We start from the raw sequence: 23,047 nt of genomic DNA, 5'->3' as shown, positions 1-23,047 counted from the left end.
CATGACGCAGCAGGTGTTCGTGCTCGGCGGTGCCCAGACCGACTTCGCGACGAACTGGTCCCGGGTCTCCGACGAGCCGCTGCGGGCGATGCTCGCGGACGCCGTCGCGACCGCGCTGGCCGACGCCGACGTGCCCGCGGCCGACATCGGCACCGCGCACGTCGGCAACCTCGCCGCCGAGCTGTTCACCGGTCAGGCCCACCTCGGCGCGCTGCTCACGACCCTGGACCCGGCCTGGTCGGCGCTGCCGACCAGCCGGCACGAGGCGGCGTGCGCGTCGGGGAGCATCGCGGTGCTCGCCGCGACGGCCGAGATCGAGGCGGGCCGCTACGACGTCGCGCTCGTGACGGGTGTGGAGCTCATGCGCAACGTCGGCGGGCGGCAGGCGGCCGAGCACCTCGGCTCCGCGGCGTGGGTCGGGCGGGAGGAGTTCCCCGACGGGCTGCCCTGGCCCACGCTGTTCGAGCGCATCGCCCAGGAGGTCGACGACCGCGACGGGCTCGACCGCGACCACCTCCGCCGCATCGCCGAGATCAACCGCGACAACGCCCGGGCCAACCCGCTGGCCCAGACCCGCGGCTGGACCGACGTCGTCACCGCACCCGACGACGAGGCCAACCCCGGCGTCGTGGGGGAGATGCGGGCGGCCGACTGCGGCCGCATCACCGACGGCGCCGCGGCGGTCGTGCTGGCCGGTCGGCGGTACGCGGAGGAGTGGTCGCGGCGCACCGGCCGCACGCCCGCGGTGATCCGCGGCTGGGGCCACCGCACCGGCTCGCTCGGGCTGCAGGACAAGCTCGACGCGAGCCGCGGCGGCGAGCACCTGTTCCCGCACCTGCGCACGGCGGTCACCGAGGCCTACGACCGGGCCGGGATCGCGGGGCCCGAGGAGCTGGACGCGGTCGAGCTGCACGACTGCTTCACGATCACCGAGTACGTGGCGCTGGAGCACCTCGGCATCCCCGCCGCGAAGGCGATCGACGACGGGCGCATCGCGCGCGGCGGCGCGCTGCCGGTCAACCCCTCCGGCGGCCTGATCGGCGCCGGACACCCCGTCGGGGCCACCGGGGTGCGGATGCTGCACGACGCCGCCCGCCAGGTGACCGGGCGGGCGGGGGAGTGCCAGGTCGAGGGCGCGGGCACGGTGGCGACGCTGAACATCGGCGGCAGCGCGGCCACGGTCGTCAGCCTCGTGGTGGGCACGGTGGCCGGCTGACGGGACGGCGGCCTCACCGCACCGGGGAGCCGCGCCGGAACAGCTGCGACGACCCCACCGGCACGAAGCCCGCGGCCAGCAGCGTCCGCAGGCTCGCGGCGTTGCCCGGTGCGCACGCCGCCACCACCACCTCCCCGGCCGGCACCGAGGCGAGCGCGTCGCGGACCAGTGCCCGCCCGGTGCCGCCGCGGGCCGCGGGCGGCACCTCCATGCTCAGCTCCGTCAGCCCGGCGATCCCGCGGGCCAGCACCGCGACCTCGTCCCCGGAGGCGCGGCCCAGCACCCGCACGTCGTCGCGGACGGCCCGCGCGAACGCGACCCGGGGGTGTCCCGCCAGGTCGGGTCGGGCCCGGAGCACCGGCGGGCCGCCGGTGCCGCGGGCGACGAGCAGGGCGTCGAGGCTGTCGATCCAGCCGTCCGGGCCGGCCAGCGCGGCGATCAGGCGCGGGTCGTGGGCGCCCCCGAACCCGTCGATGCCGGACCCGTCGATCCCGGACCCCGCTGCTGCCCCGGGCACCGGACCGTCGACGGCGAGCACCGCGAACCCGGTGAACGCCACCACCGCCTCGACGCCCGCGCGCCACGGCGGCACCCGGACCCAGCTCCCGTCGGCGTCCGGGAACCGGCCGTCGGCGGCGTCGCGGAGGAGCCGCGCCAGGCACCGAGGAGTGCCGTCGGGGTGCGCCGTCACAGGGACGTCCGCACCGCGGGGAGCTCCCCCGCAGGGATCCTCCCCGTCGAGGACCACGGCTTCACGTACGGCAACGGCGTCCACGACCTCGACGGGCACGACGGGGCGTTCATGTGGACGGACCCGTCGCGGGTGCCGGCGTGACGGGCAGCGTCCCGAGCACCTCCCGGGCCGCGGCCCGCCCGGCCCGGTTCGCCCCGATCGTGCTGGCGCTGGGGCCGTAGCCGACGAGGTGCACCCGGGGGTCGGCCACCACCCGGGTGCCGTCCATCGCGATCCCGCCGCCCGGCCCGCGCAGGCGCAGCGGGGCGAGGTGGCCGAGGGCCGCGCGCCAGCCGGTGGCCCACAGGACCACGTCGGCGGCGTACTCCGTGCCGTCGGCCCACGCCACCCCGGTCGGCACCAGCCGGTCGAACATCGGCCGCCGCTCCAGCACGCCGGCCTCCTGGGCGGCGCGCACCGCCGGGGTGCGGAGCAGGCCGGTCACCGACACCACGCTCCCGGGCGCGAGCCCGGCCCGCACCCGCTCCTCGACGCGCGCCACGGCGGCGCGCCCGTCGAAGGGCTCCTCGGAGAACACCGGCGGGCGCCGCGTCACCCATGCGGTGCCGGCGGCCACCGCCGCGATCTCGATGAGCAGCTGCACCGCCGAGGTGCCCCCGCCGACGACCACGACCCGCTTCCTGGCGAACTCCGCCGGCCCGCGGTAGTCGGCCACGTGCAGCTGGCGTCCGACGAAGGTCCCCGGGTAGCGGGGCACGAACGGGCGGGTCCAGGTGCCGGTGGCGTTGATCAGGGCGCGGGTCGTCCAGGTGCCGCGGTCGGTCTCCACCCGCAGGTCCGGGGCGTCGTCGTGGACACCGCGCACGTGCACCGGCCGCAGCACCGACAGCCCGAACTCGCGCTCGTAGTCGGCGAAGTACTCCGGCACCACCTCGGCGGCGGGCCGGGTGACGTCGGCGGGGTCGAAGGGCAGGCCGGGCAGGTCGTGGATGCGGTGGGCGCCGTCGACCCGCAGCGTCGGCCAGCGGTGCCGCCACGCCCCGCCCGGGCCGTCCTCGCCGTCGAGCACCACGAAGTCGGCCCCGGCCCGGGCCAGCCCGGACGCGGCCGACAGCCCGGCCTGCCCGGCCCCGATCACCACGACGTCGGTGCGCACGCACCGCACAACGCCACGGCCCGCCGGCGCAGTCCCGTCAGGCGGGGGCGGGCACCCGGGCGGGGAACGGGGTGGCGGCGAAGCGCCCGGTCCACGTCGCGAGGTCGGCGGTCGTGGCGTTGCCGCCGCAGACGACCAGGCCCGGGCGGGCGTCCGGCCCGATGCGGTCGAGCACCCGCAGCGCCGCGGGCACCAGGCAGCCCGCCGCCGGCTCCGCCCACACCTTCGCCCGCTCGGCGAGGGTGAGGGTGCCGCGCACGGCGTCGGCGTCGGACACGACCAGCACGTCCTCGACGAGCGAGCGGACGTGGTCGAGCGTCAGCGGGGTGACGTACGGCGCGCTCAGCGTGCTGACGATCGACGTCGGCGTGAACGACACCGGGGCGCCCGCGGCGAGCGCCTGCGACATCGCGTCGGCCCCCTCGGTCTCGACGCCCCACAGGCGCACGCCCGATCCGGCGAACGCCGCCGCGACGCCCGAGACCAGCGCGCCGCCCCCGATGCTGACGAGCACGTCGGTGAGCCCGGGCGCGTCGGCCGCGAACTCGGCGCCGACGGTGCCCTGCGCGGCGATCACGTCCCGGTCGTCGAACGGGTGCACGAGCGTCATCCCGGCGGCGACCAGCTCGTCGAGCAGCGCGAACGCCCCGGCCATGTCGTCGGTGAGCCGCACGGTCGCGCCGGAGGCCCGGCAGGTCGAGACCGCCCGCTCCGGCACCGACGACGGCATGACGATCGTGGCGGCGATCCCCAGCGTCCCGGCGGCGTCGGCGACGGCCAGCCCGTGGTTGCCGCCGCTGACGGCCACCACCCCGGCGGCCCGCTCGGCGTCGGAGAGCCCGAGGAGCTTGTGGAACGCGCCGCGCGGCTTGAACGACCCGGTGCGCTGCAGCAGCTCGAGCTTGAGCGCGACGGGCGCGCCCAGGTGGGCCGAGAGCCCGGGGGAGTCCACGGTCGGGGTGCGCACCACGTGCCCGGCGATGCGGGCGGCGGCGGCGGCGATGTCGTCGATGGAGATCAGGTCGCTCACCCCCGCCACGGTAGGCGCCCTCAGCCGAGCACGTTCACCGCCCGCGCCACGACCAGCGCCACCGTCACGAGCGACACCAGCGCCTGGACCAGCATCGCGCCCTTCGCCCACCGCGAGAGCGGCAGCGTGTCGGTGGGGCTGAACGCGGTGGAGTTGGTGAAGGAGACGTAGAGGTAGTCGACGAACACCGGCTCCCAGTCGGGGTCGGCGACCTCCGGGGTCTGCATCTGGGCGAACAGGAAGTCCGGGTGCTCCGCGACGCCCGCCGCGCGGTCGGCCGGGCCGCCGCGGTCGAACTCCCAGTACAGCAGCGCGAACGCGATGACGTTGGTCAGCCAGATGGCCGCGCCGGTGGCGAGCAGCGCGGGTGCGTCGTCGCCGAAGCGGCCGTCGACCAGCCCCACCACGAGTCCGACGACCGACACGGCGGTGGCCAGCCCGACCAGCGACGCGAGCCCGATCCCCAGCACGCGCAGCCGCCGCGAGTCGCGGTCCATGCGCAGCGGGTCGGCCACCAGCAGCACGACGAGCAGCAGCGCCTCGAGCGCGGGCAGCAGCCAGCGCGGGGCCGGCGTCATCTGGTCGGGCAGGCCGAGCTGCAGCGCGACGGCGACGGCGACGGCGAGCAGGGCGGGCCACCGGTGCTCGCCGCGCGTCCGCCGTCGCCAGGCCGGTTCGCTCACGCGCGCACGCTAACGACCCGTGCGCGGAAACGGCGGCCGGGGCAGCCGTTTCCGCGCACGAGCGCGTCAGCGCAGGGGCACCACCTCCGGCGCCCCCATCCGGGCGGAGTCGGCGGTCTCGTCGTCGGGCATCTTCTGGCTCTCCCGCTCGGCGTCGACGCGCTTGCGGTAGTGCTCGACCTCCCGGGCGACCTGGTCGTCGCTCCACCCCAGCACCGGGGCGATGAGCGCGGCGGCCTCGTCGACCGACCCGATGCCCCGGTCGAACGTCTCGATCGAGATCCGGGTGCGGCGGGCGAGGACGTCCTCCAGGTGGCGGGCGCCCTCGTACTGCGCGGCGTAGACGATCTCGGCGCGCAGGTAGTCCGGGGCGCCGGCGAGCGGCTCGCCCAGCGTCGGATCGGCGGCCACGAGGTCGAGCACCTCGTGGATCATCGAGCCGTAGCGGGCCAGCAGGTGCGCGATCCGGGCCTCGTGCAGCCCGTACTGCGCGGCCAGGACGTAGCGGGAGTTCTTCAGCGCCGTGAACCCCTCGGCGCCGAGCAGCGGCACGTTCTCGGTGACCGAGTTCGGCACCTTCGCGTCGAGCGCGTGCACGGCCGCGTCCACGGCGTCCTTGGCCATGATCCGGTAGGTCGTGTACTTCCCCCCGGCGACGACGACGAGCCCCGGCGCGGTGTGCGCCACCGCGTGCTCGCGCGACAGCTTCGACGTGGCGTCGGACTCGCCCGAGAGCAGCGGCCGCAGCCCGGCGTAGACGCCCTCCACGTCGGCGTGCGTGAGCGGCTGCTCCAGCACCTCGTTGACGTGGTCGAGCAGGTAGTCGATGTCGGCGGCCGACGCGGCCGGGTGGGCCTTGTCGAGGTCCCAGTCGGTGTCGGTGGTGCCGACGATCCAGTGCCGTCCCCACGGGATGACGAACAGCACCGACTTCTCGGTGCGCAGGATCAGCCCCGAGTCGCCCTGGATGCGGTCGCGCGGCACGACCAGGTGGATGCCCTTGCTCGCCCGGACCTTGAACTGCCCGCGCTCGCCGACCATCGACTGGGTGTCGTCGGTCCACACGCCGGTGGCGTTGATGACCTGCTTGGCGTGCACCTTGATCGTGCGGCCGGACTCCAGGTCGTGGACCTCGGCCCCGGTGACGCGCTCGCCCTCGCGCAGCAGCCCGACCACGCGCGAGCGGGTGGCCACGTGCGCGCCGTACGCGGCGGCGGTGCGGGCGATGAACATCGTGTGCCGGGCGTCGTCGACCTGCGCGTCGTAGTACTGCAGCGCGCCGACGAGGGCGTCCTTGCGCAGCGACGGCACGATCCGGCGCGCGCCGCGACGGGTGAGGTGACGGTGCAGGGGCAGCCCCGCGCTGTGCCCGGACGCCCGGGCGAGCACGTCGTAGAGCGCCACCCCGGCCCCGGCGTAGATCCGCTCCCACGCGCGGTGCTTGAGCGGGTAGATGAACGGCACCGGTCGGATGAGGTGCGGGGCCAGCTTCTCGATGAGCAGGCCGCGCTCGGAGAGGGCCTCGGCGACCAGCCGGAAGTCCAGCATCTCCAGGTAGCGCAGGCCGCCGTGGATGAGCTTGCTCGACCTGCTCGACGTCCCCGAGGCGAAGTCGCGGGCCTCGACGAGCCCGACGGTCAGGCCCCGGGTGGCGGCGTCGAGGGCGCTTCCCGCACCCACGACACCGCCCCCGACGACCAGCACGTCGAGTTCGGTCGACGCCATCGCCTCCAGTGCCGACTCCCGTGCGGCGGGGGAGAGCGCGACCGATCTCATGGTGTGTCCCTTCGTTCGTTCTTCCGTGGGGCGAGGGTCTCTCAGCCCACGTCTACCCAGTCCAACGTCCGCTCGACGGCCTTCTTCCACTGCTCGTAACCGGCATCACGCTGTTCCGCCGACCACTGCGGCGTCCACTGCTTCGACTCGTTCCAGTTGGAACGCAACTCGTCCGTGTTCTTCCAGAAGCCCACGGCGAGCCCGGCCGCGTACGCCGCGCCCAGCGCCGTCGTCTCCGCGACGACGGGCCGGCTGACCGGCACGCCGAGCACGTCGGCCTGGATCTGCATGCACAGCTCGTTGGCGGTGACGCCGCCGTCGACCTTGAGCACCTCCAGGTGCACCCCGGAGTCCTTCTCCATCGCCTCGGCGACGTCGCGGCTCTGGTAGCAGATCGCCTCCAGCGCGGCCCGGGCCAGGTGGGCGTTGGTGTTGTAGCGCGCGACAGGCCGACGATCGCGCCGCGGGCGTCGGATCGCCAGTAGGGCGCGAACAGCCCGGAGAACGCGGGCACGAAGTAGACGCCGCCGTTGTCCTCGACCTGGCGGGCCAGCGTCTCGCTCTCCGAGGCGCCGGAGATGATGCCGAGCTGGTCGCGCAGCCACTGGATGGCCGAGCCGGTGACGGCGATCGACCCCTCCAGGCAGTAGACGACGGGCTCGTCGCCGAACTTGTAGCCCACCGTCGTCAGCAGGCCCGCCTTCGACCGCACCAGCTCGGTGCCGGTGTTGAGCAGCATGAAGTTGCCGGTGCCGTAGGTGTTCTTGGCCTCGCCGGGGGCGAAGCAGACCTGGCCCACGGTGGCGGCCTGCTGGTCGCCGAGGTCGCCGGTGATCAGCACCTCGCCGCCGAACGGGCCGTTGGTCAGCGTCGTGCCGTAGCCGCCGGGACACGAGCTGGGCTTGATCTCCGGGAGCATCGAGCGCGGGACGCCGAAGAAGCCGAGCAGCTCGTCGTCCCAGTCGAGGGTCTCGAGGTTCATCAGCATGGTGCGGCTGGCGTTGGTCGGGTCGGTGACGTGCACCCCTCCGTTCACGCCACCGGTGAGCTGCCAGATCAGCCACGTGTCGGTGTTGCCGAAGAGCGCGTCGCCGCTCTCGGCGAGCTCGCGGGCCCCGTCGACGTTCTCCAGGATCCACTGGATCTTGCCGCCGGAGAAGTACGTGGCCGGGGGCAGCCCGGCCTTCTGCCGGATGACGTCGCCGCGGCCGTCCTTGTCCAGGGCGGTGGCGATGCGGTCGGTGCGGGTGTCCTGCCAGACGATCGCGTTGTAGAGCGGGCGGCCGGTGCGCTTGTTCCACACCACGGCGGTCTCGCGCTGGTTGGTGATCCCCAGCGCGACCAGGTCCGACGCCGACAGCCCGGTCTTGTTCAGCCCGGTCTGGATGACGGCGGAGGTGCGCTCCCAGATCTCGACGGGGTTGTGCTCGACCCAGCCGGCCTGCGGGAGGATCTGCTCGTGCTCGAGCTGGTGGCGACCCACCTCGTTGCCGCTGTGATCGAAAATCATGAAGCGGGTGCTGGTGGTGCCCTGGTCGACGGCTCCGACGAACTCTGCCATCACTGTTCTCCTCGCTGAGTCAGGCGTTCTGGTTGGGCTCGGACACCACGACGGTCTCCGGTTCGTTCGGCAGGAACCCCTCGATCATGTACTTGAACAGCGCCCCGCCGATCAGGCCCCCGATGATCGGCGCGATGATCGGCAACCAGAAGTACAGATCGCCGTTCTGGTCGAGGAACGCCGTCGTGTACCCGGTGACGAACGACGCCAGCCGCGGCCCGAAGTCGCGGGCCGGGTTGATCGCGTAGCCGGCGTTGGCGCCCCACGCCATGCCGATGCCGACGACCAGCAGCCCGACGACCACCGGCCCGAGGTTCGCCATCGGCGGGTTGTTGGCCGCCGTCGTCAGCGCGAAGATGACGAACACCAGGATCGCGGTGCCGACGATCTGGTCGAAGAACGCCGTGCCGACGCCGACGCCCTCCACCCCGTTGCCGGGCAGCGTCGAGAAGATGCCCTGCGTCGCGATCGTGTGGTTCGGGTCCACCTTGTCGATCAGGTCGGAGTACACGAAGCGCACGATCAGCGCGGCGACGAACGCGCCCGCCGTCTGCGCGAGCGCGTACGGCGCCACCTTGCGCCACGAGAAGCCCTTGAACGCGGCGAGCGCGATCGTCACCGCCGGGTTGAGGTGCGCGCCGGACAGCCGGGCCGCGACGTAGACGCCCAGCGTGACGCCGATGCCCCAGGCCCACGCGATCGAGTCGTGGTCGCCGAGGCTGCCGTCGGGGGCCGTGACGACCTGCGCCACCACCCCGGTCCCGAACAGGATGAGGATCATGGTGCCGAGGAACTCGGCACTCAGCTCACCCAGGTACGAGTTCTTCATCGGTGAAGTCCTCTCTCGTCGGCCGCCCCCACAGACAGGCCGTGGCTCCGGACGCTAGGAACGGCGCCGATGCGGGTCAACGAGCGGTGTTCGACATTGTCGAACCGCCGTTCGGACGCACGTCACACTCCGCCCGCGGCGGGTCTAGGGTCGGGGGGATGCCGGGATCCATCCAGTCGATCGAGCGCGCGGCGGCGGTGCTGCGCCTGCTCGGCAGCACCCACCGGTCGCTGGGCATCAACGAGATCGCGGCCGCGCTGGACCTGCCCCGGCCCACCGCGCACGGGATCGTCCGCACGCTGCGCGAGGTGGGGTTCGTCGAGCAGGACCCGTCGTCGCGGTACGTGCTGGGCGGTGCGCTGCGCGAGCTGGGCCGCGGCGGCTGGGACCGGCACGACCTGCGCGCCCGCGCCATGAACTGGGCCGACTCGCTGGCCGGCAGCACCGGGCTCGCCGTCCATCTGGGGGTGCCCGACGCGGGCGCGGTCCGGCTGGTGCACCACGTCTTCCGCCCCGACGGCACGGCGCAGTCCATCCGGACCGGCGAGGAGCAGCCGCTGCACGCCACCGCACTGGGCAAGTGCCTGCTCGCGTTCGCCCCCGTCGCGACGCCGCCCCCGCGGGACCTGACGCTGACCCGTTACACCGGCCGCACCTGCGTCACCGTCGCGGCGCTGGACGCCCAGCTCGCCGTGGCGCGGCGGCGCGGGTGGGCGGGTGACAGCGGGGAGTTCGAGCCCGGTGTCGGCGGGGCGGCGGCGGCGCTGCGGGGCAGCGGCGGGCTGGTGGCCGGGGCGATCGGCGTCGTCGGGCCGGTGGAGGAGCTGTTCGGGCTCGGCGGGGAGCTGCGGGCGGCGGTGGCGGTGCACCTCGTCGCCGCCGCCCGCGAGATCTCCGCGTCGCTGGTGGAGGGGACGGCGTGAGGGGCGAGCGAGTCGTCGCCGCGATCGACCAGGGCACGACGTCCACCCGCTGCCTGCTGTTCAACCGCTCCGGCCGCATGCTCGCCGTCGCCCAGCGCGAGCACCGCCAGCACTACCCGGCCCCCGGGCTCGTCGAGCACGACGCCGCGGAGATCTGGCGCAACGTGCAGCGCGTCGTGCCCGCCGCGCTGCGCAGCGCCGGGCTCGGGCCCGAGGACCTCGTCGGGCTGGGCATCGCCAACCAGCGCGAGACCACCGTCGTGTGGAACCGGCACACCGGCGTCCCGATCTCGCGGGCCGTCACCTGGCAGGACACCCGCACCGACGGGATCGTCTCCCGGCTGGTCGAGGACGGGCACGCCCCGCTGATCACCGAGGTCTGCGGGCTCGCCCCGGCCACCTACTTCGCCGGGCCGCGCCTGCGCTGGATCCTCGACCACGTGCCCGGGGCGCGCGAGGGCGCCGAGGCGGGCGACCTGCTGTTCGGCACCATGGAGAGCTGGCTGATCTGGAACCTGACGGGGGAGCACGTCACCGACGTCACCAACGCCAGCCGCACGATGCTCATGGACCTGCGCAGCCTGGAGTGGTCCGACGCCCTCCTCGACGTCCTCGACGTGCCGCGCCGGATGCTGCCGGAGATCCGCTCCAACGCCGAGGTCTACGGCGTCTGCTCGACGGTGCTGCCCGGGGTGCCGGTCGCGGGCGCGCTCGGCGACCAGCAGGCCGCGCTCGTCGGCCAGGCCTGCTTCGCCCCCGGCGAGGCCAAGTGCACCTACGGCACGGGCGCGTTCCTGCTGATGAACACCGGATCGCGGATCGCGGAGTCGACGCACGGGCTGATCCCGACGGTCGGGTACCTGCTGGGGGACCGCCCCGTCTACGCGCTGGAGGGCGCGATCGCGATGACCGGCTCGCTCGTGCAGTGGTTCCGCGACTCGCTGGGCATGATCGGCACCGCGGCGCAGATCGAGACGCTCGCCGAGACCGTCGGGGACAACGGGGGCTGCTACATCGTGCCCGCGTTCTCCGGGCTGTACTCCCCGCGCTGGCACCCCGACGCGCGGGGCGTGATGGTCGGGCTGACGTCGTTCATCAACCGGGGCCACCTCGCCCGGGCGGTGCTGGAGGCCACCGGCTGGCAGACGCGCGAGGTCGTCGACGCGATGAACCTCGACTCCGGCCTGCCCGTCACCCGGCTCAAGGTCGACGGCGGGATGACGGCCAACCACCTGCTCATGCAGTTCGTCGCCGACGTCCTCGACGTGCCCGTGGAGCGCCCGCTCGGCTCCGAGGCGGTGTCGCTGGGTGCGGCCTACGCGGCGGGGCTCGCGGTGGGGCACTGGTCGGACGTGGAGGTGCTGCGCGCCAACTGGCACCGCGCCGCGGCCTGGGAGCCCGCGATGGACCCGGACCTGCGCCGCCGCGAGCACGCGAACTGGGGGCGGGCGGTCAACCGCAGCTACGGCTGGGTCCAGACCTCGGCCGACTGACCGGACCTACGGGCGGGTGGACCAGTGCGCGTCGCCGGTCAGCACGTCGACCAGCGCGTCGACGTCCGCGACGACCTTCGCCGCCCCGCTCAGCTCGCCCGGTCCGGCGTAGCCCCAGGCCACCCCGACGGTGGGGACGCCGTGGGCCGCCGCCCCGTCGACGTCGTGGTGCCGGTCGCCGACCATCACGACGGGCTCGCGCGCCGGGTCGATCCCCAGCCGCTCCAGCACCGACCCGACGACGGCCGCCTTGCCGAGCCGCCCGTTGGGCTGGTCGGCCCCGCCCACGAGCACGAAGTGCCCGCCGATCCCGACGCCCTCCACGATCCGGCGCGCCACCGGCTCCGGTTTCGACGTGGCGACGGCCAGGCGCAGCCCGCCCAGGCGCTCCAGCAGCGCGACGGTGCCCGGGTACAGCGGGGTCTCGGTGGCGGCGACGGCGTCGTAGGAGCCGCGGTAGGCGTCGATGGCCGCCGCGGTCTGCTCCGCGGTGAGCCCGAGCGCGGGCAGCGCGGTCTCGAACGGGGGGCCGACGAGCGGCAGCAGCTGGTGCGGCGTCCGGTCGACGCCGAGGGTCCGCAGCGCGGCCGAGAGGTGCTCGGTGATCAGGGCGGCGGAGTCGACGAGGGTGCCGTCGAGGTCGAGGAGCACGGTTCGCACGGACCGAGCGTAACCACGGCCGTTACGGTGACGGGGTGACGGCACGGAGTTGGCGCAGACAGTTCACCTACGCACTACTGCGTCTGGAGGACGTCGTCGAGGCGGGGATCGCGACCGGGGCCAAGCTCGGCGGCCACCGGCACCCGGTGATCATCCCGTTCATCGGGCACGGGACCACCGCACGGGCGCGGGTCGGGGCCCGGCTGGTCCTGGGGCGCAACGCGGTCGAACCGCAGGCGCCCGCCGTCCTCGTCGGGGACGCGACGCCCTCTCCCCGGTCGCGCCGCGCGACGCTGCGGGTGAGCCTGGCCCGGTTCCTCACCGTCGAGGTCCCGCGCACGGAGGTGACGATCCACGCCCCCGGCGGCGACGTCGTCGTCCGCACCGACCGCGACGGCTACGTCGACCACGAGCTGGACCTGACCGGCGCCCGGCCGGGCTGGCTGGAGATCGCGCTGTCCGGCCCCGACGGGTCCACGGCGACGGCGCGCGTGCTGCTCGTCGACCCGGCCGTCGACGTCGGGGTGATCAGCGACGTCGACGACACGATCCTGCACACCGGGCTCACCCGCGGGCTGGACTTCCTCAAGGCCACCCTGCTCACCGACGTCGAGGAGCGCACCCCGCTGCCCGGCGCGGCCGCGCTGTACCGCGCGCTGGTGACCAAGCCCGGCAAGCCCGAGCGGCCCGTGTTCTACGTGTCGACGAGTCCGTGGAACCTGCACGAGATGCTGCTGCAGTTCGTCTCGATGCGCGGCTTCCCGCTGGGCCCGCTGCTGCTCACCGACTGGGGCCCGTCGCACACGGGGCTGTTCCGGATCGGCGCGCAGGCCCACAAGCCCGCGCTCGTGCGCCGCCTGCTCGACGAGCACCCGCAGCTGCGGCTGGTCCTGATCGGCGACAGCGGCCAGGAGGACCCGGAGATCTACGCCGACATCGCGCGGGAGTGCCCCGACCGCGTGGCCGCGATCTACATCCGCCGCGTCACCGGACTCGACCTGGGCCGCAACGACGAGATCGACGCCCTCGCGGCCGAGATCACCGCCCTCGGCGTCCCGATGCGGGCGGTCGACGACAGCATCCAGATCGCCGAGCACGCCGCGGAGCACGACCTGCTCGACGCCGCCGCGGTGGCGGCGGTCCGCGCCGACCTGGGCTGACCGCCTACGCCGTCCCGAGCACGTCGAACTCGCGCAGCCAGCCGGGGGCGGTGGCCGCGCAGGTGAGCGGGCGGCCCGCGTCGACCCGGCGCTCGGCCAGGTCGACCACCACGTCCGGGTCGCCCAGGACCACCCGCCACCGGCCGGGCGCGGGGGCCTCGACGGCCACCAGCCGCAGCGCGTCGACGCCGTGCTCCCCGGTGAGGAGCCGGGCGTGGCGCTGCGCGGCCTGCACGGCGGGCGGATCGGTGGAGCGCCCGCGCAGGTACCCGGGGTCGATCCGGCCGGCGGCGTAGCCCGCCGCGAACGCCACGCCCTCGGCCGGCGTCATCCCGCCGAGGACGAACCCGTGGGGGAGCAGGACGAGCGCGGGGGCGAAGCGGCAGCCGCCGATGTGCGAGCACTCCCAGGTGCGGTCCGGGTCGGCGGCGGCCAGCGCCGCGGCGAGCGGGCGGCCGCGCACCGCGCAGCAGACGTCGTGGCGGCCGTGCGCACACACCAGGTTCAGCGGATCGTCGTGCGGGGTCCCGGGGGCGGTCACGGCGTCGACGAGCCCGGCGTCGTCGACGACCGTGCCCGTGCGCACCGACTCGTGCCCCGGCCGGGAGTCGACGCGGAACCAGCGCCGCGGCCCGTCCCCGGCCCGCCGCCCCGGTCGCCGGATCAGCAGCACCCGGCCGCGCGACGCGCGCGCCCAGGCGTCCATCGCCCCGACGGCGGCCGCGGGCAGCCCGGACTGCGCGAACGCCACCCGCCCCCACGGCCCCGGGTGCTCCACCAGCAGCCAGCGGTCCCCGGGCGGGGCGGTGCCCTCCCGGGAGTCGTCGGCGGCGAGGTCGGCGCAGCGGGTCATGCCGGGGTGGCCGGGACGAGCACGCCCTCCCTGAGCAGCCGGCGCACCAGCACGATCTGGTCGGCGTCGTCCATGCCCGGCAGGCTACCCACCGCGTGGGTGTCCCCGTCGAGCACCGAGCGCAGCGCCGCCGTCGTCGCGGCCGGGAGGGTGATCTCGCGGTCGGCGAGCTCCAGCACGACCTTCCCGCCGCGCTCGGCGACCCGGTGCCCCAGACCCGCCCGCAGCCGGACGGCGTCGCCGGGGGCGAGACCGTCGGCGAACGCCGCACCCGCGACGGGCCGCACCGGCTCGGGCCGGTTGCCCTCCCACACCCGGGTCCGGACCCGCCGGGCCACGTCGGTGGCCGGCACCCGGCCCAGTGCGGCCACCAGCGCGTCGCGCACGGCGTCGACGTGCGGGGCGAGGGCGTCGGGATCGGCGACGTCGAGGCCCAGCGGCAGCGACGCCCGCAGCGCCGGGTCGCCGGTGACCAGCGCCGTCAGCGCCTCCACCAGCGCGAACCGCGTGACGACGTGCACGCCGACGGTCAGGTGCGCGGACACCTCGCCGAGCGCGGTGGCGGCGTGCAGCCAGCCCCGCGGCAGGTACATCGCGTCGCCGGGCTCGAGCACGGTGTCGATCACCGGCTCGTCGTCGCGGGCGCGCGCGGCGACGGCGTCGGCCCGTCCGTTCCACGGCTGGTCGCGCAGGGGGTCGGCGTGGACGGGGGCGTGCACCGTCCAGTGCTTGCGCCCGGCGAGCTGCAGGACGAACACGTCGTGCACGTCGTAGTGCGCGGAGAAGCCGCGCGAGGACGCCGGGGTGACGTAGGCGTTGGCCTGCACGGGGTGCCCGAGCTCGGCGCCGAGCCGCGTCGCGAAGTCGATCACCGGCGGCCACAGGCGGTGCAGCGCCTGCAGGACGACGGTGGTGCCGTCGCCGAACAGCGCGGCGACGCGGTCGTCGCGCACCTGGTCGCCGATCTCGGCCCCGACGCCCGCCGGTCCGGTGAACGACGACGAGCCGACGACCGAGCCGTTGCGGGCCAGGCGCAGGAACGGGGTGCGCAGGCCGCGGACCGACAGCAGCTCGTCGACGCCGTCGAGGTCGAGGAGGTCGCGGAAGGACTCCGCGTCGGCGCCGCGGGTCAGCAGCGGGGTGCGGCCCCAGTGCGCGTCCGCGAAGGCGGCCGGGTCGAGCCCGGTCGCCCGCAGCAGTGCCGACGCCGGGCGGCCCGTCGCGGGCCGCCCGGCGTCGAGAGCGGGATCGATCTCACGCACCGCTGTCGGCGCCGCCGTCCGCGCCGCCGTCGGAGACGCCGGGGGTGCCGGAGCCCGCGCCGGAGTCGGCCGGGCCCTCGGCGCCGGAGTCGGCGCCGCCGTCGGCCCCGCCGTCGGAGACGCCGGGGGTGCCGGAGCCCGCGCCGGAGTCGGCCGGGCCCTCGGCGCCGGAGTCGGCGCCGCCGTCCGCGCCGCCGTCGGAGACGCCGGGCGTGCCCTGGCCGGCACCGGAGTCGGCCGGGCCCTCGGCGCCGGAGCCGTCGGTGGTGCTGATGTCGTTGTCGTCGAGTGCCATGTGGTGCCTCCTGGGGGGATCGGATGGTCGGCGGCGGACTACCCCGTTCGCGCCGTCTCCACGCCTGACGATCATCCCGGTACGGTCCGGCGGTGGAACCCCGTGACTCAGGCCGCCTCGCGCGCGCCCTCGAACCCCTGCACGCCATGATCTACTTCGCCCCGGAGACGGAGCAGCTGCTCACCGCGGCCGGGCTGAAGCCGGGTCGGATGAGCTACTTCGCCGGTCGCGCCGCCCCGATGGGCGCCGTCGGGCCCGGGGTCGTCGCGGCCACCTTCTACAACTTCAGCCCGACGCTGGTGGCCCGCAGCATCCCCGACGCCTGGACGCTCGCGAGCCCGGAGTCCCTGGTCGCGGCCCGGTTCGCCGCCGCCGACGCCGCGCTGCGCCGGATGCTGGGCGAGGAGGTCGTCGGATCGCTGGAGGTGGCCGAGGCCGCCGCGCTGGCCCGCCGGGCCGCCGAGTCCTGCACCGTCGACGGTCGCCCGCTGGCGGCCGGGCACCTCGACCTGGAGTGGCCCACCGCCCCGCACCTCGTGCTCTGGCACGCGCTGAGCATCCTGCGCGAGCACCGCGGCGACGGCCACGTCGCGATGCTGCTCGGCGCCGGGCTGTCCGGGCTGGAGGCGCTCGTCACCTACACCGCCACCGGTCGCGGGTTCGTCACGCCGTTCGCGATGGCCAGCCGCGGCTGGTCGCAGGAGCAGTGGGACGGCGCGGTCGCCGGTCTGGCCGACCGCGGCCTGCTCACCGCGGACGGCGCGCTCACCGACGGCGGGGACGCCCTGCGCGGGACGATCGAGGACGACACCAACCGGCTCGGGGCGGGCCCGTGGGACCACCTCGGCGCCGAGGGCGCGGCCCGGCTCGGCGACATCGGCGGCGTGCTGGTGCGCGCCCTGCTCGCCGCGGGCTGCTTCCCGGATGGCGTCTTCGCCGGGACGCGGTAGATTCCCCGATCGGGTAAAGGCTCGGTAATGGAGGATGTCGTGCTGGAGATCACCGGTCTGACCTGGGCCGTGACGATCGGGTTGGTCGTCGGGCTGCTCGCCCTCGACCTGATCCTGGCCGCGGTCCGCCCGCACAAGGTCGGGTTCCGCGAGGCCACCGCGTGGTCGGTGTTCTACATCGCCGTCGCGATCGCCTTCGGCCTGTGGTTCATGGCGAGCTACGGCGGCGACTTCGGCACGCAGTACTTCGCGGGCTACATCGTCGAGAAGAGCCTGTCGGTCGACAACCTGTTCGTCTTCGTGATCATCATGACGACGTTCGCCGTGCCCGAGGAGCACCAGCACAAGGTGCTGACGTTCGGCATCGTGCTCGCACTGGTCATGCGGGCGATCTTCATCGCGCTGGGCGCCACGCTGCTGTCGCTGTTCTCGTTCATGTTCCTGATCTTCGGACTGCTGCTGATCTTCACGGCCGTGCAGCTGTTCCGGCACCGCGACGAGGACCCCGACATCGAGGACAACGGCGTCGTCAAGGCCGCGCGCCGCCTGCTGCCCGTCACCGAGGAGTACGTCGAGGGGAAGCTGGTCGTCCGCGTGGACGGCAGGCGGATGGTCACGCCGCTGTTCATCGTGCTCATCGCGATCGGCAGCATCGACCTGCTCTTCGCCCTCGACTCGATCCCCGCGGTCTTCGGCGTCACCGAGGAGCCCTACATCGTCTTCGCGGCGAACGCGTTCGCGCTGCTCGGCCTGCGGGCCCTGTTCTTCTTGGTCAAGGGCCTGCTCGACCGGCTCGTCTACCTCTCCGCCGGCCTCGCGGTCATCCTCGCGTTCATCGGCGTGAAGCTGATCCTGCACTGGGCCCACGTCGACATCGACCCGGCGGTCCCGGAGATCTCGACGCCCGTCAGCCTCGTGGTGATCCTCGTGGTGCTGGTCGTCGTCACGGTCGCGAGCCTGATCAAGACGAAGGGCGACCCGACCGCCAAGGCGCACCCGGGGTCGCTCAAGGCCTCGAAGAAGAAGGACGACCAGCAGGCGTCAGCGTGACAGGCCGGCGCCGCCGAGCGGGGTGAGGTCCACCAGCTCCGGCGGCCCGGCCAGCAGTTCCAGGACGTCGCCGATGCCGACCTCGCCCAGCTCGCCGGACAGCGCGCGGTCGGAGGCCTCCTCGTCGGCCCACACCTCGGTGACCCACACGACGTCGTCCTCGTCGGGCGAGGTGTTGATCACGTACAGCTCGCAGCCGGGGGCTCCGCGCAGGCCGTCGGCCACGCGCAGCAGGGTCTCGGCGAGTGCCGCACCCTGCCCCGGCCGGGCCGTCATCCGGACGTACCGGCCGACGCGGCCGCTCGGATCGCTCATGATCCGACCGTAGCCGCGCGGTGCCCGCGCGGGCCCGGCGGGGCGGTGGCCCCACCGGACCCGTCCTGCGGCCGACGGCACCCGGCGTTATCGTGTCGTTACGCAGTCCGCGCACGGCCGAGCGCCGGTGCGGCGTCCAGGACCCGGGCCGGGAGGCGGAGCGCGATGGTCGACGATCCTCGGCGCACGGAGCCCGAGCCGGTGTTCGCCGACGACCTGCTGGTCGAGGCGGCCCGGGCCGGCCACCTCGAGGCCGGCGCGGACGACCCGCTCGCGGCCCTGTTGGCGGGCCTGTACGACCGTGCCGCGGGCCGGTGCTCCTGCGGCTCCCGCCGCGAGGAGTGCCCGGCCCGGACCGCAGGCTGCGACTGACCTGGTCGGGTCAGGCGGCGAGCCCCATGGCCGCGGCCATCCGCAGCGGGCCACCGGCCTCGGCGTGCCGGCTCCGGCGCTGCAGGGTGCGTCCGAGCAGGAGGTAGGCGTAGGCGTTCTCGGGGTCGGCGGCGAGCACGGCGCGCGTCTCGGACTCCGCGCGGTGCAGCTGCGCGGAGTGGTAGTAGGCGCGGGCCAGCAGCAGGCGCACGGCGAGGTCGTCGGGGTACTCCGTGGCCAGCTCCGCCAGCAGCGCGGCCGCGGCGAGGAACTCACCGGAGTCGAACAGCCCGTGGGCGTGGGCGAACACGGCCCCGGGCGGGGTGCGGGTGGTGGTCATGGCGACCCTCCTGTCCAGATCGTGGAACACTCAACCGGCGAGGGTGTGAGCGCGATCGGGGGCCCCGGTATTCCCCGCTGCGTCGTGCTGGTGCAGCGAGCGGGCGATGCCGAGCGCGGCCGCGTGCACCGCCGGGCCCAGGCGGGCCACGTCGATCAGGTGCGCCCATCCCGTGACCGAGACGGCGGCGACCGCCCGCCGGTGGCGGTCCAGCACCGGTGCGGCCACGCACGCGATGCCGCGGGAGGACTCCTCGTGCTCCACGGCGAAGCCCCGCTCGTGCACCGCGCGGAGCTCGCGCAGCACGAGCCCGGGCGCGACGATCGTGCGCGGGGTCCGCCGGTGCAGGGGGCGGCCGAGCAAGTGCTGCACGGCGGTGGGGGAGGAGTGCGCGAGGAGCGCCTTGCCGACCCCGGTGCAGTACGCCGGCATCCGCCCGCCGAGCCGCGACGACACCACCGGCCCGTGCCGGCTGCCGAGCTTGTGGACGTACACGGCGTCGGTGCCGTCGAGCACGGCCAGGTGCACGGTGTTGCGCGTGCTCTCGAAGAGGTCGGCGAGGGACGGGCCTGCGGCCTCGCGGAGCCGGTGTTGCAGCGGCGCCAGCGCCCCGAGCTCGAAGAGCCGCACCCCGAGGCGGTGCCCGGTGTCGGTGCGTTCCACGAGGTTCCACGCGGCGAGCTCCCCGAGCAGCCGGTGGGCGGTCGCCTTCGGGAGCTGCGTGCGCCGGGACAGCTCGGCCAGGCTCAGTTCCGCGTCGCCGGGCCGGAACGCGGCGAGCAGCTGCAGGGCTCTGCCCAGCTTCGACGGTGCTCCGAGGTCCGTATCAGCGCCCATCCGGTCCGCCCACTCTCCGCGTCGAGACGTGCACCGCCGCACCCGCGACGGCAGAGTCCCGAAAGTACGTTTCCGCAATGCGTAACGCAATACGTAGTTCAGAACCCGCTGTGCCCCAGCTCGGTGGAGACGGTCCTCGCCGTCGCGACCAGCAGATCGCCGACCCGGCGGAACTCCTCGTCGCGGTCGAAGCGGGCCGGCATCGCGACCGCGATCACCACCTCGGTGCGCCCGTCCGCGCCGAAGGTCGGCGCCGCGACGACGTTGAGGCCCGCGATGAGGCTGCCGCGCACGGTCGACAGCCCGGTGCTCCGGATCTCCTCCAGCACCTGGGCGTAGCGCTGCGGTGAGAGGTCGGAGGTCTCCTTCCGGCGCTGCTGGGCGCGCAGGACCGGGGCGGTCATCGGCTCGGGCAGGTACGCGAGGAACGCGCGCCCGATCGCCGAGTCGAGGACCGGCAGGATCGAGCCGACCCGGACCATGATCGGGAGCGGGTACCAGCCGTGGTCCTGGCGCACCAGGCTCGGGCCCGCGTCGGTCCACAGCGCGAGGTAGACGGTGTGGCCCGTGCGGTCGCGCAGCCCGGCGGCGTGCCGGGAGGCCGTGCCGACCTCGTCGACGCGGCGCAGCGCCTCGACGCCGAGCGTCCGGGCCGCGGGGCCGAGGTTGTAGAGCCCGGTGCCGGCCTCCTGTGCGACGAACCCGGTGCGCACCAGGCTGACCAGGTAGCGGTGGGTCTTGCTCGGCGCCAGCCTGCAGACCGCGGCGATCTTCGACAGCGGCATCGGGCCGCCGCCCCGCTCGAGCGCCGCGAGTACGTGCATCCCGATCTCGACGGACTGCACTCCCTGCTGGTGGGGCGTCGTCACCTGCGCTCGGGCTCCTCGGGACGGGGGACGGGGGACGGGGGAGGGACGGCCACATCATGACGCACCCCGCGGTGCCGGGCCCCGTTCCAGTGGCTGGAACGCGTTCCTGGGGGTCGGCCCGCGCGGGTGCGACGGTCTCGCCCCGTTCCCGACAACGAGGTAGGAGGGTCCCGTGAAGGTGGGTCTCGACGCGGTCGTCGGCCGCAGCAGGTTCGGCCCGTTCCATGTGCGGATCGTCGTCCTGTGCGGGCTGGTGATCCTCTTCGACGGCTACGACCTGACGATCTACGGCGCCGCCGTCCCCCGCATGATTGCCGAGTTCGGCATCAGCCCGGCCACCGCGGGGCTGATCGGGAGCGGTGCGCTCGTGGGCATGATGCTCGGCGCGATGGCGTTCGGGGCACTCGCCGACCGGGTCGGCCGCCGGATGCCGATCATCGCGTGTGTCGTGCTGTACACGGTGTTCACCGGCGCGGTGTTCCTCGCGAGCTCGCCGTGGGAGGTGGGGATCTACCGGTTCCTGGCCGGCCTCGGGCTGGGCGGCGTGATGCCGAACGCGGTCGCGCTGGTCAGCGAGTACGCACCGGCCCGGCTGCGCAGCACGATGGTGAGCGTCATGTTCAGCGGCTACATGGTCGGCGGGATCGCCGCGGCGCTGATCGGGGTGTGGTTCATCCCGGCCTACGGCTGGCGCTCGCTCTACCTGCTGGGTGCGCTGCCGCTGCTCGTCGTCCCGCTGCTGGTGAAGTACCTCCCCGAGGCCCCGGCGTTCCTGGTCCGCCGCGGCCGCACCGACGAGCTGGCTGCCACGCTGCGGGCGCTGGACCCGAGCCTGCCCGCCGACGGCGAGCTCCGCGTGACGGTGGAGGAGGCGCCGCCCGCCTCGCCGGTCGCGACCCTGTTCCGCAACGGGTCCGGCCTGAACACCGTGCTGCTGTGGACCGCGTTCTTCATGGTGCTGCTGATGATCTACGGCCTGCTCACCTGGCTGCCCCAGCTCATGATCGAGGCGGGGTACCCGCTGGGGTCGAGCTTGTCGTTCCTCATGACGCTGTTCCTCGCCGGCATCGTGATCACCTGGGTCGGCGGGTACCTGTCCGACCGGTTCGGGACCCGCCCGGTGCTGATCGTCAGCTACCTGGTCGCGGCGGTGTTCGTCGCCCTGCTCGGCTTCCTCGGCGACAGCTCGCTCGTGCTGGTCTACGCCTCGGTCGCCCTCGGCGGCGGGGCCACCTTCGCCGCGCAGATCTTCGCCAACGCCTACGCCGCGCAGTCCTACCCGGCCCACGCGCGGTCGGCCGGGATCGGCTGGGCGCTCGGCATCGGCCGGATCGGCGCGATCATCGGCCCGCTGCTGGGCGGGATCCTGCTGACGGCCGGCGTCCCGCTGCAGGTCAACTTCCTGGCCTTCGCGGTCCCGGGGGTGATCGCGGCCGTCGCGCTGGCCCTGATCCGCACGCGCACCGGGGACGCGCCGGACCGGGCCGCCGCCCGGCCTGCGGCGGGGCGATGACGATGGCGACGGACACGACGACGACCGACGTGGACATCGCCGTGGTCGGCGGGGGGATCGGCGGGCTGACGCTCGCGCTGGCCCTGCGCGAGCGCGGGATCGACGCCGAGGTCTTCGAGCAGGCCGACGAGCTGCGCGAGGTCGGGGCGGCGGTCGCGCTCGCCGCGAACGGCACCCGCATCCTCGAGCGGCTGGGTCTCGGCGACGAGCTCGCGGCGGCCTCCGTGGTGCCGACGGAGCTCCAGTACCGGCACTGGCGCAGTGGCACCGTGCTGGCCGGCCATCCCATCGGCGCGGAGTACGCGCGCCGCTTCGGCGGACCGTTCTGGGGCATCCACCGGGCCTCGCTGCAGCGGACCCTCAGCACGGCGTGGGGACCGGAGCGGCTGCACCTCGGCTGGTGCCTCACCGGCATCGCCGACGGCCCGGACGGCGTGCGCCTGGAGTTCGGCGGCGACCGCACCGTCCGCGCCCGCGTCGTCGTGGGGGCCGACGGCGTGCGCTCCGCCGTACGCGGGTACATCGGCGGTGGCGCGCCGGTCTACTCGGGGACCAGCGGGTTCCGCGGGATCGTGCCGACCGGGGCGCTCCCGTCCCTGCCCGCTCCCCGCGCCGTGCAGTTCTGGGTGGGGCCGGGCGCGCACCTGCTGCACTACGCGGTCGGCGAGACCGTCAACTTCCTCGCGGTGCTGGACGGGCCGGCGGAGTGGCCCCACGCCGCCGGTCTCGGCGAGGCCGGGCCCGGCGAGCTCGACGCCGCCTTCGCGCAGTGGCACCCCGCGGTGCGCGAGATGGTCGCAGCGGTGCCGCAGAGCCCGCGGTGGGGGTTGTTCGTCCTGCCCCCACCGCCGCGGTGGAGCCGCGGTCGCGCGGTGCTGCTGGGCGACGCCGCGCACGCGATGCTGCCGCACCACGGCCAGGGTGCGAACCAGACCATCGAGGACGCGACCGTGCTCGCCCGGTGCCTCGCCGACACCGGCCCGCAGGGGTACGGCACGGCGTTCGGTCGCTACGAGCGGCTGCGCCGGGCCCGCACCCGCGCCGTGCAGCGCGCCGCATGGGACACCTCCGCCGCCCTGCACCTGCCGGACGGACCCGACGCCGCCGCCCGCGACGAGCGCCTGCGCGCTCTCGACGGGTGGCTGGGCTGGATCCACGGCCACGACGCCGACGCCGCCGCCGACGCACTCACCGACGCCCGACGCTGAAG

At 74.7% G+C, this 23,047-nt stretch carries 23 protein-coding genes and 1 pseudogene; 9 read left to right on the top strand and 15 right to left on the bottom strand.

The genetic code is table 11. From position 1 onward, the window contains the following. Nucleotide 1: 1 nt before the first annotated feature. Nucleotides 2–1,216: an acetyl-CoA acetyltransferase gene (locus H6H00_RS00855; protein WP_185719492.1), complete on the top strand. Its 1,215-nt coding sequence runs from the start codon at nt 2–4 to the stop codon at nt 1,214–1,216. 13 nt (nt 1,217–1,229) lie between these two features. Here H6H00_RS00855 and H6H00_RS00850 read toward each other — a convergent pair whose 3' ends face one another. The 7 genes and pseudogenes from H6H00_RS00850 to H6H00_RS00820 form a co-directional block, all read right to left on the bottom strand. Further along, on the bottom strand, nt 1,230–1,907 hold the full coding sequence (locus tag H6H00_RS00850) for an N-acetyltransferase (protein ID WP_221775744.1): 678 nt from the start codon (nt 1,905–1,907) through the stop codon (nt 1,230–1,232). Nucleotides 1,908–2,016: 109 nt separating this feature from the next. After that, on the bottom strand, nt 2,017–3,066 hold the full coding sequence (locus tag H6H00_RS00845; RefSeq protein WP_185719491.1) for a flavin-containing monooxygenase: 1,050 nt from the start codon (nt 3,064–3,066) through the stop codon (nt 2,017–2,019). 37 nt (nt 3,067–3,103) lie between these two features. Then, nucleotides 3,104–4,096, bottom strand: a complete 993-nt coding sequence (locus H6H00_RS00840; protein ID WP_255425505.1) for a threonine ammonia-lyase — start codon at nt 4,094–4,096, stop codon at nt 3,104–3,106. A 20-nt stretch (nt 4,097–4,116) separates the two neighbouring features. Continuing rightward, on the bottom strand, nt 4,117–4,779 hold the full coding sequence (locus H6H00_RS00835; RefSeq protein WP_185719490.1) for a DUF1345 domain-containing protein: 663 nt from the start codon (nt 4,777–4,779) through the stop codon (nt 4,117–4,119). A 66-nt stretch (nt 4,780–4,845) separates the two neighbouring features. Next, on the bottom strand, nt 4,846–6,555 hold the full coding sequence (locus tag H6H00_RS00830; RefSeq protein WP_185719489.1) for a glycerol-3-phosphate dehydrogenase/oxidase: 1,710 nt from the start codon (nt 6,553–6,555) through the stop codon (nt 4,846–4,848). Nucleotides 6,556–6,596: 41 nt separating this feature from the next. Next, nucleotides 6,597–8,116 (bottom strand): annotated as a pseudogene (gene glpK / locus H6H00_RS00825) (glycerol kinase GlpK). 19 nt (nt 8,117–8,135) lie between these two features. Further along, nucleotides 8,136–8,945, bottom strand: coding sequence for an MIP/aquaporin family protein (locus H6H00_RS00820; RefSeq protein WP_185719488.1), 810 nt, complete (start codon nt 8,943–8,945; stop codon nt 8,136–8,138). A gap of 158 nt (nt 8,946–9,103) precedes the next feature. Here H6H00_RS00820 and H6H00_RS00815 point away from each other — a divergent pair, with 158 nt between their 5' ends. Next, nucleotides 9,104–9,868: an IclR family transcriptional regulator gene (locus H6H00_RS00815; protein WP_185719487.1), complete on the top strand. Its 765-nt coding sequence runs from the start codon at nt 9,104–9,106 to the stop codon at nt 9,866–9,868. Beyond that, complete coding sequence (gene glpK / locus H6H00_RS00810) at nt 9,865–11,361, top strand: glycerol kinase GlpK (protein WP_185719486.1); 1,497 nt, start codon at nt 9,865–9,867, stop codon at nt 11,359–11,361. Before H6H00_RS00815 ends, glpK (H6H00_RS00810) begins: the two co-directional genes overlap by 4 nt. A gap of 6 nt (nt 11,362–11,367) precedes the next feature. Here glpK (H6H00_RS00810) and H6H00_RS00805 read toward each other — a convergent pair whose 3' ends face one another. Beyond that, nucleotides 11,368–12,021, bottom strand: coding sequence for an HAD-IA family hydrolase (locus tag H6H00_RS00805; RefSeq protein WP_185719485.1), 654 nt, complete (start codon nt 12,019–12,021; stop codon nt 11,368–11,370). Nucleotides 12,022–12,056: 35 nt separating this feature from the next. Between H6H00_RS00805 and H6H00_RS00800 the strand changes: the two genes are divergently transcribed. Beyond that, complete coding sequence (locus H6H00_RS00800) at nt 12,057–13,181, top strand: App1 family protein phosphatidate phosphatase (protein WP_185719484.1); 1,125 nt, start codon at nt 12,057–12,059, stop codon at nt 13,179–13,181. 4 nt (nt 13,182–13,185) lie between these two features. Here the strand turns inward: H6H00_RS00800 and H6H00_RS00795 are convergent, their stop codons facing one another. Genes H6H00_RS00795 through H6H00_RS31725 form a run of 3 tightly spaced genes read right to left on the bottom strand, consistent with a single transcriptional unit; the run spans nt 13,186 to nt 15,591 of the window. After that, complete coding sequence (locus H6H00_RS00795) at nt 13,186–14,034, bottom strand: ferredoxin family protein (protein WP_185719483.1); 849 nt, start codon at nt 14,032–14,034, stop codon at nt 13,186–13,188. Next, nucleotides 14,031–15,296 carry a cupin domain-containing protein gene (locus tag H6H00_RS00790; protein WP_255425504.1) on the bottom strand — a complete coding sequence of 422 codons (1,266 nt, stop codon included), beginning with the start codon at nt 15,294–15,296 and terminating at the stop codon, nt 14,031–14,033. Before H6H00_RS00790 ends, H6H00_RS00795 begins: the two co-directional genes overlap by 4 nt. Next, on the bottom strand, nt 15,289–15,591 hold the full coding sequence (locus H6H00_RS31725) for a hypothetical protein (protein WP_255425503.1): 303 nt from the start codon (nt 15,589–15,591) through the stop codon (nt 15,289–15,291). Before H6H00_RS31725 ends, H6H00_RS00790 begins: the two co-directional genes overlap by 8 nt. A gap of 92 nt (nt 15,592–15,683) precedes the next feature. Here H6H00_RS31725 and H6H00_RS00785 point away from each other — a divergent pair, with 92 nt between their 5' ends. Beyond that, the gene (locus tag H6H00_RS00785; protein WP_379540063.1) at nt 15,684–16,541 is read left to right on the top strand and encodes an SCO6745 family protein; all 858 of its coding nucleotides are present in this window, start codon (nt 15,684–15,686) and stop codon (nt 16,539–16,541) included. A 39-nt stretch (nt 16,542–16,580) separates the two neighbouring features. Further along, complete coding sequence (locus tag H6H00_RS00780; RefSeq protein ID WP_185719481.1) at nt 16,581–17,591, top strand: TerC family protein; 1,011 nt, start codon at nt 16,581–16,583, stop codon at nt 17,589–17,591. On the opposite strand, the gene H6H00_RS00775 is transcribed toward H6H00_RS00780, so the two are convergent. Further along, nucleotides 17,583–17,906 (bottom strand): putative quinol monooxygenase, encoded by a 324-nt coding sequence (locus H6H00_RS00775; protein ID WP_185719480.1) that lies wholly within the window; start codon nt 17,904–17,906, stop codon nt 17,583–17,585. The two genes, H6H00_RS00780 and H6H00_RS00775, sit on opposite strands and share 9 nt — an antisense overlap. 165 nt (nt 17,907–18,071) lie before the next feature. Here H6H00_RS00775 and H6H00_RS00770 point away from each other — a divergent pair, with 165 nt between their 5' ends. After that, nucleotides 18,072–18,278 (top strand): hypothetical protein, encoded by a 207-nt coding sequence (locus tag H6H00_RS00770; protein ID WP_185719479.1) that lies wholly within the window; start codon nt 18,072–18,074, stop codon nt 18,276–18,278. A gap of 10 nt (nt 18,279–18,288) precedes the next feature. On the opposite strand, the gene H6H00_RS00765 is transcribed toward H6H00_RS00770, so the two are convergent. The 3 genes from H6H00_RS00765 to H6H00_RS00755 form a co-directional block, all read right to left on the bottom strand. Continuing rightward, nucleotides 18,289–18,618, bottom strand: coding sequence for a tetratricopeptide repeat protein (locus H6H00_RS00765; RefSeq protein ID WP_185719478.1), 330 nt, complete (start codon nt 18,616–18,618; stop codon nt 18,289–18,291). A gap of 30 nt (nt 18,619–18,648) precedes the next feature. Continuing rightward, the gene (locus H6H00_RS00760; protein WP_185719477.1) at nt 18,649–19,455 is read right to left on the bottom strand and encodes an IclR family transcriptional regulator; all 807 of its coding nucleotides are present in this window, start codon (nt 19,453–19,455) and stop codon (nt 18,649–18,651) included. A 98-nt stretch (nt 19,456–19,553) separates the two neighbouring features. Next, nucleotides 19,554–20,324: an IclR family transcriptional regulator gene (locus H6H00_RS00755; protein ID WP_185719476.1), complete on the bottom strand. Its 771-nt coding sequence runs from the start codon at nt 20,322–20,324 to the stop codon at nt 19,554–19,556. Between the two features lie 172 nt (nt 20,325–20,496). Between H6H00_RS00755 and H6H00_RS00750 the strand changes: the two genes are divergently transcribed. Next, complete coding sequence (locus H6H00_RS00750; protein ID WP_185719475.1) at nt 20,497–21,837, top strand: MFS transporter; 1,341 nt, start codon at nt 20,497–20,499, stop codon at nt 21,835–21,837. Beyond that, nucleotides 21,834–23,045, top strand: a complete 1,212-nt coding sequence (locus H6H00_RS00745; protein ID WP_255425502.1) for an FAD-dependent oxidoreductase — start codon at nt 21,834–21,836, stop codon at nt 23,043–23,045. The genes H6H00_RS00750 and H6H00_RS00745 overlap by 4 nt, the downstream gene beginning before the upstream one ends. Nucleotides 23,046–23,047: the final 2 nt, after the last annotated feature.

The organism is Pseudonocardia petroleophila, from assembly GCF_014235185.1.
Lineage (GTDB): Bacteria > Actinomycetota > Actinomycetes > Mycobacteriales > Pseudonocardiaceae > Pseudonocardia > Pseudonocardia petroleophila.
The sequence above is the reverse complement of the archived record's forward strand: the minus strand, read 5'-3'. Positions and strand labels throughout refer to the sequence as shown.